14 protein-coding genes are annotated in these 12,656 nt (G+C 65.1%); 4 read left to right on the forward strand and 10 right to left on the reverse strand.

Annotated features, from left to right (window positions below; all coding sequences use genetic code 11):
* Positions 1-104: 104 nt before the first annotated feature.
* The 9 genes from ACSU1G_RS32980 to ACSU1G_RS33020 form a co-directional block, all read right to left on the reverse strand.
* Positions 105-350: a hypothetical protein gene (locus ACSU1G_RS32980; protein WP_439285620.1), complete on the reverse strand. Its 246-nt coding sequence runs from the start codon at positions 348-350 to the stop codon at positions 105-107.
* Between the two features lie 89 nt (positions 351-439).
* A complete protein-coding gene (locus ACSU1G_RS32985; RefSeq protein WP_439285622.1) occupies positions 440-685 on the reverse strand; it encodes a hypothetical protein in 246 nt (81 codons plus the stop codon).
* Positions 682-1,419 carry a hypothetical protein gene (locus tag ACSU1G_RS32990; RefSeq protein WP_439285624.1) on the reverse strand — a complete coding sequence of 246 codons (738 nt, stop codon included), beginning with the start codon at positions 1,417-1,419 and terminating at the stop codon, positions 682-684. Before ACSU1G_RS32990 ends, ACSU1G_RS32985 begins: the two co-directional genes overlap by 4 nt.
* 187 nt (positions 1,420-1,606) lie before the next feature.
* Positions 1,607-2,668, reverse strand: coding sequence for a hypothetical protein (locus ACSU1G_RS32995; RefSeq protein WP_439285626.1), 1,062 nt, complete (start codon positions 2,666-2,668; stop codon positions 1,607-1,609).
* A 331-nt stretch (positions 2,669-2,999) separates the two neighbouring features.
* On the reverse strand, positions 3,000-3,233 hold the full coding sequence (locus tag ACSU1G_RS33000) for a hypothetical protein (protein ID WP_439285628.1): 234 nt from the start codon (positions 3,231-3,233) through the stop codon (positions 3,000-3,002).
* 768 nt (positions 3,234-4,001) lie between these two features.
* The gene (locus ACSU1G_RS33005; protein ID WP_439285630.1) at positions 4,002-4,292 is read right to left on the reverse strand and encodes a hypothetical protein; all 291 of its coding nucleotides are present in this window, start codon (positions 4,290-4,292) and stop codon (positions 4,002-4,004) included.
* Complete coding sequence (locus ACSU1G_RS33010; protein WP_439285632.1) at positions 4,289-5,989, reverse strand: recombinase family protein; 1,701 nt, start codon at positions 5,987-5,989, stop codon at positions 4,289-4,291. The genes ACSU1G_RS33005 and ACSU1G_RS33010 overlap by 4 nt, the downstream gene beginning before the upstream one ends.
* 85 nt (positions 5,990-6,074) lie before the next feature.
* Positions 6,075-6,578, reverse strand: a complete 504-nt coding sequence (locus ACSU1G_RS33015; RefSeq protein ID WP_439285634.1) for a hypothetical protein — start codon at positions 6,576-6,578, stop codon at positions 6,075-6,077.
* A gap of 317 nt (positions 6,579-6,895) precedes the next feature.
* A complete protein-coding gene (locus ACSU1G_RS33020; protein ID WP_439285635.1) occupies positions 6,896-7,435 on the reverse strand; it encodes a hypothetical protein in 540 nt (179 codons plus the stop codon).
* 210 nt (positions 7,436-7,645) lie between these two features.
* On the opposite strand from ACSU1G_RS33020, the gene rpsA reads away from it, so the two are divergent.
* From rpsA to ACSU1G_RS33040, 4 genes are all read left to right on the forward strand, one after another.
* A complete protein-coding gene (rpsA, locus tag ACSU1G_RS33025; protein ID WP_439285637.1) occupies positions 7,646-9,100 on the forward strand; it encodes a 30S ribosomal protein S1 in 1,455 nt (484 codons plus the stop codon).
* Positions 9,101-9,292: 192 nt separating this feature from the next.
* Positions 9,293-9,892, forward strand: coding sequence for a dephospho-CoA kinase (coaE, locus tag ACSU1G_RS33030; protein WP_439285639.1), 600 nt, complete (start codon positions 9,293-9,295; stop codon positions 9,890-9,892).
* Positions 9,889-11,109, forward strand: a complete 1,221-nt coding sequence (locus ACSU1G_RS33035; protein ID WP_439285641.1) for an MFS transporter — start codon at positions 9,889-9,891, stop codon at positions 11,107-11,109. Before coaE ends, ACSU1G_RS33035 begins: the two co-directional genes overlap by 4 nt.
* A 9-nt stretch (positions 11,110-11,118) precedes the next feature.
* Positions 11,119-11,910: a GNAT family N-acetyltransferase gene (locus tag ACSU1G_RS33040; RefSeq protein WP_439285643.1), complete on the forward strand. Its 792-nt coding sequence runs from the start codon at positions 11,119-11,121 to the stop codon at positions 11,908-11,910.
* Between the two features lie 6 nt (positions 11,911-11,916).
* Here ACSU1G_RS33040 and ACSU1G_RS33045 read toward each other — a convergent pair whose 3' ends face one another.
* The gene (locus ACSU1G_RS33045) at positions 11,917-12,540 is read right to left on the reverse strand and encodes a DUF4126 domain-containing protein (RefSeq protein WP_439285645.1); all 624 of its coding nucleotides are present in this window, start codon (positions 12,538-12,540) and stop codon (positions 11,917-11,919) included.
* Positions 12,541-12,656 lie beyond the last annotated feature (116 nt).

The following is a 12,656-nucleotide window of genomic DNA, read 5'->3' on the forward strand; positions in this document are numbered from 1 at the left end:
CCTGGAGACAGGAAGCGCCGCGGGCTGCTCATGCTGCTGCTCGTCGTCCCACGATGAGAGCGGCAGCGGACGCGCGGACATCATTATCCGCGGCCTGGCTGTGGTCAGCGCTTGCGCGGCGAACGTGCTGCGGCCAGTGCAGCGTTCAGCTCGTCGGCGTTGGCGGCGTAGTCGTCCGCGGTGCTGCCCTTGATGAAGTCGATGACGGGGGCCAAGTGAGGCAGCCGGATAATGGTCTGCGATCGCCAGAGGGAGCGGCGGGTCTCTGTCAGCTCGGCGGCCAGGGCGAGGCGCGCGGTCTCAGCGGCGTGGTGGGCGGCGAGTAACTCGGCGTAGGTGGGGTTAGACATGGGGTGGTCTCCTTGAAGTGATGGGGCCTGCCCGCCCTCACTGTGGGCAGCGGGGCGGGCAGGGGGTGTGTAAACGCCGGGGTTGACTGTTAGCGGCGGAGGTCAGCCACGACGCTGTCGGCAACGGGGAGCGCGGCCTCCACCTTGCGGCGGCGGATACGGTCGCGGATGATCAACGCTGCGGCCTGCGGCTGCATGCGTCTCGCCAGGCGGTCGTACTCGTCGTGCCAGTCATCGGGGACCTGGCCGCGATAGGAGAGGCGGGAGGCCTCGCGCGCGGTGCGCTGCTGGTCGGCCTCGGTGGGCTGTTGCTCGGGCGTGAGGTCGTCGGTCATCGGATCACCCGCTGAGGCGACATCCTGAACCGTCTGAGGATGGCGCGGTAGGCGTCGGCCTTGCCCGCTGCCGGGATGGCCTTATCATCGCGGATGGCGTTGCATGCGCGGATGACTTCCATCTTGGTGTCGGTCAGAGCCAGGGATGCGCCGAGAGCGTCATTGACGATGCTCCAGGCGTCCTCATCCTCGTCGTTCAGGCCCGCGGCCACGTAGGCGGCGACGTTAGCGAGGGCGTTACGGAGGCCCCAGTTACCGCCCTCCACATCGATGACGCGGCCCAGGGCGGAGGCGAAGCGGTCCCGCTCGTCCAGAGCTGCCTGGAGGGCGTCCAGGTGCTCCTGGGTGCGGCGTGATGCCTCGGCATACAGCGGCTCGGTCTGCGCGGTGAAGGCCTCGCCGTCCATGGCGTCATAGACGAACTCGAAGCGGGCCTTGGCTGCGCGATCATGGGCGAGCTGCGCCGGGGCGATCTGCGCAGATACGGCGCGGTACTCGTCATCTGCGTTATCCCAGGCGGCGCGCTTGACGTGAGCGGCGGGACCGTCTGGGCCACCGAGAGCGGCGCGCTTGGCGTTGGCAGCGGCGGCCTTGGTGGTGGCGTCGTGGACGGCCTTGGCGGTGGCCTTTACGGCGTCGTCCTTCTCGGCTGCGCCGGGGATGGCGGAGATGATCCACTCGGGGAAGGGCTTGATAAAGTCGCTGCTGTTGGGGTGGTCGGGGCGGAAGGCCACGGTTTTCTCCTAGGGGTGGTTGTGGCCCGTGGGTGGGCCGGTGATGCTGCGCCTTGGCAGCGGGGTCGAAAGGTAGACCGCCTGGGGCGGTCAGGCTGCCCGTCGGGCGCGGTAAGTGTCCAGGTCGGTTACGGGCGCGGGGATGGTGTTGAGTGCGTCCTGCTGCGCCTGGAGAGCGCCGAGACGGTCACCGGCGAGCATCCGCTCCTGCTGGAGCTGGAGGCGTTCCAGGGCGGCTGTGAGGCGGTCGGCAGCGTCGGCAGCGTGGTGCCATGGCGGTGGTCTGTTCAGTGAGGTTCACGGGGGCCTCCTCGGGCTGCTCGTGGGTTGTCTGGGCGGTGTGGGTAGCGGTCTGGGGCGTGTAAACGAAGCCGCGGGTGCGCTTGCCATTACCAGAGCTGAGGACGCACTCGGCGAGACTGTGCGATGCGGCGGCCTGGAGGATCAGCGCTGTAGTGCGCCGAGGGGCGAGGGCGCTGCGGTCGCTGGGCGAGAGGGCGGCCCTAACCATGTCGGTCAGCTCGGCGCGGGAGAGACGCGCGCCCGGGGCCAGCTCGCCATCGTCAATGAGCGCAGCGAGGGTGTCGGTCACGGTCTGGAGTTGGGCGTCTGCCTCGGCTACGCGCTTGGTCTGGGCGGTTGCACGGTAGCGGGCGCGCTGCTCATCGGTGAGGGCTGTGGTCGTCGGTTGCGGCGGGCGCGTCGTGCGCTGCTCTCGGGCCTCGCGGGCGGCGGCACATGCGGCGTTCCGGGCGGCGTCGTCGGCGCGGGTGCGGAGGGCGTCCAGGGTTGCCGAGATTATGGCCTCCTCGTAGTCCCAGCGGTCGAAGTAGAGACCGGCGTTATCCGGGTGGTCAGCATCGAAGGTGAAGTTCAGCGCGGCCTGGAGTCCCCGGTAGTGCTTAGAGAGGTCGAGGACAGGGACATCCTCGGCGAGGTGCTCGCGTCCATACTTTGGGGTGCGGTAAGCAAGGGGGCCATGGTGTCGCCGGTAAACGCCGGAGATGAAGGTGTGGACCGCCTCGCGAACCTCGCGGATGTCGCGGTGAGTTAGTCCGGCCCGTTCAAGAGACTTGACGATGCCAAATCGAGCGACATGCTCAGGGGTCGGTACGCGGAAGGTTATGGCGTGCGGGTCGTTGGGAGCAAGGAAGCGGGCAGTGAGGTGGGCGGCAGCTCGGTGCGAGCTAGACGCGCCGGGGGTGCTGGTCGCGTAGCGGTCATACGCGGCGCGGAAGGTGAGTGTCATGGGGGTGCTTTCGTTATGCGCTGGCAGACGCCGGGTGGTAGTCGATGTCGGAGGGCAGAAAGACGCCAGCCCCTCGCCGGGGATCAATCCGGGAGGGGCTGGAGTCGGTGATGGGTCTTGTTCTGCCAGAACCGAAAGCGACCATGATGAGGTGCCGCGCGAGGCGGCGGGGATGTGTACGGGGAGGAGTGCGCCTGGAGCCGGTGTGCTGCCTAGGTAGCGCTGGTGAGGAGGTGAGCGTCCCGCGTGGGACCCGGGCTTCTAGGAACGGGTGCGGGGCGCTCGCGTGTTTCTCCTGCCAGCTCGTTCAGGAGAGCACGAAGCGGAGACGCTAGGCAGCCAGAAGGGAGGCGGCGCGGCGGGCCACGGCGGTCAGCTTGTCGATGCTGCCGTCAGCTAGAGCGGCGTCGGCCTCTCGTGCGAGGCGACGGCGCTGAGCAAGGAGCTTGTCCGTCAGCTCGCGGTGGTGGGCCTGGCGCGCTCGCCACTCCTTGAGGCGGTGTGCCTCGGTGCAGAAGCGGGAGGTGGAGGGCGCTCCACAGGTTTCACAGGCGGAGGTCTGCATGGTGGGGTCCTTCGTACGTACGTGATGGCTGAAAAAGGGACGCCCTCCGGGTCCGAGTCCGAAGGGCGTTGAAGAGTGAGGGGGAGGAGATGGTGTTTTTCTCTCCCAATTAGGAGTGCGCCTGGTTACCCACGGCGACCCGCGGAAATACGCGGAAGTTGGGTGGCAGGGGCGGTGATGGGGCCAGGTTCTCAGGAAACACTCAGGGAAGGGGTGGCGGTCGGTGGTGCCGTGGGGCCGATGTAACACAAGTAGCGTAAATGACGTTTCGTTCCGTCATTACTACATCTGTGTCTAAGCTCTCTCTCACTCTTAAGAGGTGATATATAAATGACGGTTTTATCGTCGTTTACGTCACTTGTGTGACACTCGCCCTGCACGGGAGTCACCGCCACCTCCTCCGGCGCGACGACGGGTGGCAGCTCGTCGTCATCCGGCGCGGAGCTGGCGACGGCTCGCACGCCAGAGTGCGCCGGAAAGGGCGGAGACGATGCCCGTTGCTCGTGCGTTGCACTGGGCTGCCCATCCGCTGCTCCACCTCGGCCCCGGGCGGCTGCGGCACCATCCCCGGAGGCGGCCCCGGCGTCATCCTCCGCGCGGCCTCGGCGTGTGGCTGCGGTGAGGGTATACAACCGGGCCAGTGTGGGCGCGGAGCGCCGGAGTATCGTCAACGTGTCGAGGAGGGCCTGGAGCTGCTGCGGGTGCTCGGGCATGCAAAAGGCCCCAGTGGGATGCTGCTGGGGGCCTTGCAAGGTAGGGCCGGAGGCCCTAGGCGAACTCATCCGGCAACGGGGCCACGCGCATGGCCTCCAGACGGTCCGCCATCTCGCTGGTGCGGATGATGGACGGGCCGCCGCCGCCGAAGTGCTGCGGGACCAAGACGCCGCGGACGCCGTCGGCGAACGGTAGCCAGTAGAGGCCGCCGCCGCACCAGACCTCGGGTGAGGCCTCGGCGTCGGGGGCGTGCTGGAGACGGTGCGCGTGCGCGTCTCGGGCGGCACTCCAAATGGTGCGAGAGCCGATGAACTGGAGGGCGTCGGGCTGGCGGTCGGCGGTCATGCTGTGGCCTCCAGCTCGGTCGGGGTGATGCGGACATCCAAGCGGAGGAGGTCTGCCAGGGGGCGAGCCGCGGACGTGTCGCCGCTGCGGAAGGTAGCCAGTAGGTCGCGGAGCTGGAGCACATCGGCATCCGTGGAGTCGGCATCCTCCAGCGCCAGGGCCTCCTCGGCGCGGTCGATGATCCAGACGGCCTTGTCTGCACTGAGGTCGTCGCTCTCGTCGATCCAGTCCACCTGGATAGTTGCGGAGTCGCCGGTAATCCAGCGCCAGGGGACGTTGACACGTTCCTCGCTGATGCCGCGGTGGCCGCGGCCAATGGCGTGCACCGCGATGCGCCCCGTCAGCGCGTCGGCGAGCATGCGGCGTTGGCCGTCGACAGTTGAGGTGGCCCAGCGTTCGCCGTAAGTCTCGCCAAGTTCGACTAGCTCCACGGTCGGGACGGAGGGCAGGGCGGCGAGGTCATCGCGGCTTGCGACCAAGGCGGACAACCGCTCGGCGAGGGCGGAGAGGTCCGCTCCAGGGATGCGCATGGCGTCGGTGGTGTGGGCGATGGCCTCCTGTATCTCGGCTAGGCCTACGTTGTCGCGGATGGTCTCCCGGCGCTCAACGATCTGCAACTTGCCGAAGACGCCAAGGAAAGCGTCAGTGATATAGGCCTCGATCTGGTCAGCGTTGATGCTGGCGGGGGACTTGCAACGCTGGCCGTCGACGTTGGCACGGCATCCGTAAGACTCGATCTTGGGGCCGCCAGAGGAGCGCCGGGAGTTGATCCGTAGCTTGGTGCCACAAGCGGCACATACCAGGACGCCAGAAAGGAGGCGCGATGCCTTACGCCGGGTGTAAGCGAGCTTGGTGGGTGCGAGGAGCGCGCGGAGCCGCTCTACCTCGGCAACGGTCAGGATAGGCTCCCACGGCGTCTGGATGAGGCCGTTCTCATCTCGGATCGGTTGACCGTGCCGCGACTGTCGGCCAAGTACGGAGTTACCGATGAGGACAACTCTCATGGAGGAGAGGGACCACTCGTCAGCGCGGCGAGGTCTTGAGCCACTGTCTCGAAGTACGTTCATCGCCGCGTAGAGAGAGGCACCGCCAAGCACCATATCGGCGGCTTGGCGGATGTAGCGGGCCTCGTCAGCGTCGACCTGTAAGGTCCTGCCGTCGCCGGAAAGGTGCGGGACGCTCCGGTAACCGTAAGGCGTGGGGCCGCCTCGCCAGCGGTCACCCTGGGAGACGCGGTAGGCGATGCTGGAGAGGATGCGCTCGCCGGTGGTGCGCGACTCAAGTGCGGCGAACACCTGGAGTACCTCGGCCATCGCGCGGCCCATCGGCGTTGTCGTGTCGAGTGGCTCGGTGCAACTAATGATGTGCAGACCCTCGTCTAGGAGGGTGCCGAAGTCTACGACGGAGCGGGCGAGCCGGTCCATGCGCCAGACCAAGACTGCCGTGGCTTCGCCAGCGCGGATAGCGCGGCGTACTTCCGTGAGGCCCGGGCGGTTCAGGCGCTTCTTGCTGGCCGACACGTCGATGTCCTCCTGGACGTCGATGAGGAGGAGGTTATGGGCGGCGGCGTACCTCTCAAGTATCTGCCGCTGCTTCTTAACCGAAGTGGAGTCCTCGCGCTCCTTGGAGAGGCGGATATAGCCGATCACGGGCTGAGGCGACGCCGGAGGGGCGTCTTTCGTGAAAGAAGGTGTCATACGTCGATTATAGGGACGCGGTGTCCAGCAGCATCAGCTTGTCGCTCATGAGTTCAGCATTGCACAGGCCTCCGACGCGCCGTGGTCAGCAGCCGGGGGAGGCGGCGTTCTGCTGGCAGGTGTGGGCGACCAGTGCGGTATGCGCTTCGAAGATGCGGACCTCCTGCGCGGCGCCGGTCGCAGTTACCTCTCCGGTGATGGGGAACCAGCCGATGCCAAAATCAACCGCGGCCGTATATCGAACATTCACGTGAGCGAAGTAGGTGCCACGATCTGCGTAGGTGTGACTCGTGTCGGTGGGGGTGAACTGGGCCTGGCCGAGTGCGTCCCAGCTCTGGCCACCCGTCATGGTGCTCACTGTGGTGCCGTCGCCGTAATCGAAGTCATAGCCCGACGGGGTGAACCGCACCGTCATAGGGAAGCCAAACAGCTCGCCGCCCACACTGTGCTCGGATGCCGCCGCCACGAAGTTCACCGGAAGGCCGACGACACCGACATTGTCGGGTTCGCCGGCGACGATGGACCCCTGTGGTGCGAAACGAGCAACATCAGTGATCGTGACGGCGGGAATCTCGACGACGTCTTCCACTTCCTCGTCTGGGTCTTGCTCTGCGTTTTCGAAACAGCGGAGGTAGGAGTTCCAATCGTGTAGACACGCGGCGAAATCGGCGTCGTTCGGATTGGGCGGAGGATCGACATCTCGACCGTCGTTGCCGATGGGTGTGCTTCGTGGGGGTTCAGAATTCCCCGGCGACCCAGGGATCACCTCGGTGCCGCCGATGTTGACGCCATTGTCGTCGGTCGATCCGCAGAGACCCGCCGCCGCGAGCTTGGGTTCGCATCCATTGACCAGAGGCAGCCCAGCTTGTGGAACGAGGAAAAAAGACGAAGCGAGCAAAAGCGGGATCAACATTCGGCGACCGAATTTTCTGCTGAGGCAGCGATCAGGATCGTGTCACCGTCGACTATGAACTCGACGCTAAGCGCAATGACGGAGGCGCGGTCCTTCGGCGTGACGTCGACGCCCTGCGAATTAAGGACACGGGTGCTGCTGACGTCGAGGCAGACATCCGCGGATACTTGCCCCGGGCTGGACGTAAGATTCACGTCGTTCCCGCGAACCGATAGGACTTCGCCGTCACCTTCGATCTGGATCGCGTTCTGTTCAAGGGTCCGGTTCGCGTCTATATCGCTCTCGAGCGCAAGACCAGTGAGATAGTCCTGCGGATTCGCCTCACTCCCGTTCTCTCGTTGGCTGTTAACGGCATCGTTGTAAGCCCGGTAGACCTCCTCCGCGGCGGCGAACGCCTCTTCTTCCGTCGCGAACGCGGCAGTCGGTGTCGGGGTCGGAACTGGCTCAGGCGCACAGGCGCACAGCGTTCCTGCGGCCAGTGCCAGCAGCGCCAGCATCCGAATCCGGTTCGCCCTCGATCGCAGGAAAGTCACTCGCACACGGTAACGCGAACTCCCGGTCTCCCGCCGAAGTTATCCACAGCTTCGGGATGGAGGTTTCTCTGATATTCTGAAGTGTCACTTGTGGCGTGGACATGCGCGCCCAGTGTCGATTACACCAAATCCATTTGCTTTCCGATGATGAATCACGCGTGCGTGAGCATCGAAAAGCCCGAGTTTCCACCCACAAGGACAACCTACTAAATGACTACCGCAACGACCGCCCCGGCCACCAAGCAGGTCGCCATCAACGACATCGGATCTGCTGAGGACTTCCTGGCCGCGGTCGAGAAGACTCTGAAGTTCTTCAACGACGGCGACATCATCGAAGGCACGATCGTCAAGATCGACCGCGATGAGGTTCTGCTCGATGTTGGGTACAAGACCGAGGGTGTCATCCCCTCCCGCGAACTTTCCATCAAGCACGATGTTGACCCCAACGATGTTGTCAAGGTCGGCGACGTGGTTGAGGCTCTTGTTCTCCAGAAGGAGGACAAGGAAGGCCGTCTGATCCTGTCCAAGAAGCGTGCGCAGTACGAGCGCGCTTGGGGCGACGTCGAGAAGATCAAGGAAGACGACGGTGTTGTCACCGGAACCGTCATCGAGGTCGTCAAGGGTGGCCTCATCGTTGACATCGGTCTCCGTGGCTTCCTGCCGGCCTCGCTCATCGAGCTGCGCCGCGTCCGCGACCTGACCCCGTACTTGGGCCAGGAGATCGAGGCCAAGATCCTCGAGCTGGACAAGAACCGCAACAACGTTGTTCTGAGCCGCCGCGCGCTGCTCGAGCAGACGCAGTCCGAGTCGCGTACGACCTTCCTCAACAACCTGCACAAGGGTCAGGTTCGCAAGGGTGTCGTCTCGTCGATCGTCAACTTCGGTGCGTTTGTTGACCTGGGTGGCGTGGACGGCCTCGTGCACGTCTCTGAGCTGTCCTGGAAGCACATCGAGCACGCTTCTGAGGTTGTCGAGGTTGGCCAGGAGGTCACCGTCGAGATCCTTGAGGTCGACCTCGACCGTGAGCGTGTCTCCCTGTCGCTGAAGGCGACGCAGGAGGACCCGTGGCAGGTCTTCGCCCGCACCCACGCGATCGGTCAGATCGCTGCGGGCAAGGTCACCAAGCTCGTTCCGTTCGGTGCGTTCGTTCGCGTCGCAGACGGCATCGAGGGTCTCGTTCACATCTCCGAGCTCTCCAGCAAGCACGTCGAGCTGGCCGAGCAGGTTGTCTCTGTCGGTGAAGAGGTCTTCGTCAAGGTCATCGACATCGACCTCGAGCGTCGCCGCATTTCGCTGTCGCTCAAGCAGGCCAACGAGTCGGTTGACCCCAACGGCACCGAGTTCGACCCGGCACTGTACGGAATGCTCGCCGAGTACGACGACAACGGCGAGTACAAGTACCCGGAGGGCTTCGACCCCGAGACAGGCGCTTGGAAGGACGGCTTCGACACTCAGCGCGAAGCTTGGGAGCAGGAGTACGCTGCAGCCCAGACTCGCTGGGAAGCTCACAAGGTTGCGGTTGCCAAGGCAGCCGAGGCCGAGGCAGCTGCGGGCGACGACTTCGCCGCATCGCAGACGTTCACGAGCGACTCCGGCGCTGGCACGCTTGCTGACGACGAGGCTCTCGCGGCTCTGCGCGAGAAGCTCTCGGGCGGCAACGCGTAAGCACGCTTTTTCTGGAACGGGTCGTCACCTTCGGGTGGCGGCCCGTTCCGCGTTTCCGGATGCTTGTCCCGAGCACAACTGCGGATCGCGGGAGTAAATCGCCGTGATCGGATGCCCGCAGGCGGCGTGTCGCACGCCGGATCCGCAGTTGTGCACGACGGACCTACGATCGCCGCATGCCAGGATGGACGCATGCCTCTCATTGCGCTGACCGGCGGAATCGCATCCGGAAAGTCCACGATTGCCGCACGCCTCTCCGGTTACGGAGCCGTCGTGGTGGATGCCGATCAGATCGTGCGCGATGTGCAGGCCGCCGGTTCGCCCGTACTCCAGCAGATGGCCGACGCCTTCGGAGCTGACATCCTGCTCCCCGACGGCTCACTTGACCGTGCCTCACTGGGGTCGCGAGTGTTCGGAGATGCTGATGCCCTGAAGCGACTCAACGCGATCGTGCATCCAGCGGTGCGAGCAGAGTCGAAGCGGCGGATGAACGAGGCTCTCGCCCAGGATCCGCAACCGGTGGTCGTCTATGACGTTCCGCTGCTCGTTGAAGCCCGTGCGGATGATCCATGGGAGTTGATCGTCGTCGCGCACGCGCCAGCGGAAGTGCGACTGCAGAGGCTCATTGAGCTGCGCAGTATGGAGCGGCAGGCGGCCCAGGACCGCATCAACGCCCAGGTGTCCGACGAGAAGCGGCTCGCCATCGCGGACGTCGTCATCGATACCGCCGGCACGCTGGAGCACACTCACGAACAGGTGGATGCGCTCTGGAAGAAGCTCACGAGCGAGTGAATCCAGACGGATTCTCCGGGCACGTTCCCGGCTCTCGTTCCTACCGGCATCTGATCGCCGGACTGTTCTTCGCCGGTGTCGCGACATTCGCGCAGTTGTACTCGCTGCAGGCGGTCTTGCCGGAGATTTCCACCGACCTCGGTGTCTCCGCGGCAACGGCGGCGCTGACGATTTCGGCGGCAACACTCGGAATCGCCGCCGCCGTCATCCCATGGTCTCTTGTCGCGGATCGCATCGGGCGCATCCCGGCGATGGCGATCGGTATCATCGCCGCCACCTTCTTCGGGCTCGCGGCACCGCTGAGCACCGAGATCACGATGCTTCTGGTCCTACGCCTCGGTGAGGGGCTCGCGCTCGGTGCCGTGCCTGCGGTTGCGCTCGCTTACCTCAGCGAGGAAGTGCACGCATGGCATGTTGCGACCGCTGCAGGCAGCTACACGGCGGGCACCACGGTCGGCGGCCTGTCCGGGCGTCTGATCGCCGGGCCGCTGGGAGAGGCGTTCGACTGGCGAGTCGGCGTCTGGAGTGTCACGTTGCTCTGCACTGTCGCTGCCGTGCTGTTTCTCTGGTTGGTTCCACGAGCGCGAAGATTCGTTCCAGGGCGCTTGCGAGCGGATGCCGGACCCGGCCTGATCACACGGCTTGTCACTGCTCTGCGTTCACCGCGGCTGCTCGCGCTCTACGCGCAGGGGTTCCTGCTTATGGGTGCGTTCGTCGCGGTGTACAACTACCTCGGCTTCCACCTCATCGCACCACCGTTCCTGTTGCCGGTCTGGCTGGTCACTTTGCTTTTCCTCGCGTATCTGGCGGGCACCGTCTCGTCACCCTGGGCAGGCGTGCTGGCGGCGCGCCACGGACGACGCATCGTGCTACTCGGGGCGATCGGGCTCTTCGTCTCAGGAGCGGCGCTGATGCTCGTTCCGGTGTCGGTTGTCATCCTCGTGGGGCTCGTGATCTTCACCGCAGGCTTTTTCGGTGCGCACGCGATCGCCTCGAGTTGGGCGCCCGTCCTTGCCGATCCGGAGAGTCGTGCGCAGGCGCCGTCACTGTACTACTTCGCCTATTACGCAGGATCGAGTGTGTTCGGATGGGTGCTCGGCCTCGTGTTCGGTCACGCCGGCTGGGGATGGTTCCTTACCGCCGTGATCGCCATGGGATGTATCGCAGCGCTCATCGCGATGGTGCTGCTGCGGTCGCCTCGTGCGAAGCATCCCTAGACTCAGTCCGTGCCACTCCGACTTTTGGATGCTTACGATCTCCAACTCCGCGCTGAATCGGAACTTCTGCACGCTGATCGCACCGGACGCCACGGACCGCTGTGGTTCGCGGTGTTCGCTGGCGGCTACGGCTTCGTCACCTACGCAGATCTCGCCGGCGCCGACGTGGCATTGGTCACCGGGTACGTCGATGCGGCGATCGCGCACTTTGCCGCACGTGAGGACGTCACCAGAATCGAATGGAAGACCCGCTCGCATGATGTCGCGCCCGGGCTGCACGAGGTGCTCATCGCACGTGATTTCGTGCCGGAGGATCCCGAGTCGATCATGATCGGTGAGGCCGCGCTGCTCGCCAAGAATGTGACCGTGCCGGACAGCGTCGAGATCCGTCAGGTCCGCAGCGACGCCGAGATCTTCGCGATGGAGCGCATGCAGGGCGAGATATTCGGCGATCCTGCGTGGAAGGAGCGCGCCGAGGCCACCGTGGCGAGCATCGCCGGCGGGGCCGACACCGAATTGTGGATCGCGCTGGTCAACGGTCGCGTCGTCAGTGCGGGGCGGTTGGAGCCCGTGGCCGACACCGATTTCGCTGGGCTCCGGGGCGGTGCGACCGTGCCGGAATGGCGTGGACGCGGCATTTATCGAGCATTGACCGCTCAGCGGGCGCGTTCAGCGCTGGAACGAGGCAAGAAGTACCTGAACTCGGACTCCACCGAGTTCTCGCGTCCGATCCTTGAGCGTGCAGGCCTGGTGAAGGTCTCGACGACCACGCCGTATGTCCGAGTGACCGACGGCGCCTGAGTAGTCCTAAAGTGTCGGCGGTTGCAGCGACCCGGCACTGGGGATCGACTGCTCGCGCGTGCGACGACGTCGGCGAAAGAACACGACGACCGCCACGATCAGCCCGACCAGGAGCAGCGCCGCGAGCACCGGAACGACGATGGCGAGGGCCGCGAGCAGGAAGGATGCTCCGTCCTCGGCAGTGCTGAGCGCCGGGGCAGCGAGACCGCCGGTGACGGTGTTCGCGGCCACGCGTGCGGTCGCCTTGACGACGTGGACGATGAGCGCAATGACGATGCCGGTGACGATCGGGACCCAGGTGTTATCGGAGAAGAACGACGAAGGGTCAGTCACCGCCACAGTCTGTGCACTCGCCCCCGCGCCGAACACGATGCCGCCGGATGCCGGGCGCAGCACGCTCTGGATAACGTCATTGATCGAATCGAGCGCAGGGATCTTGTCCGCGATAACTTCAAGCAGCAGCAGAACACCGAGCACCCATAGCGAGATATCGCTGGAGATCCATGACCATCCGGAGGGGAGCTCCACCGCAGGAAGAAACCGGTCGGCGAGGCCCAGCAGGAACAACGGCATCCACGCGTTGAGGCCGGCGGATGCTGCGAGGCTGGAGCCGATGAGGAACTCGATCACAGCCCCACTCTAATGGGGGTGCATCGGCTTGATCCGTGGGTCAGGCTGGTGGTTGAGTCCGTTGGTGGGTGAGCACTCTTTCACTCAGGCCTTTGAGGTCTAGATCTAGATCGTGC

This window comes from Microbacterium sp. A93 (assembly GCF_051842835.1).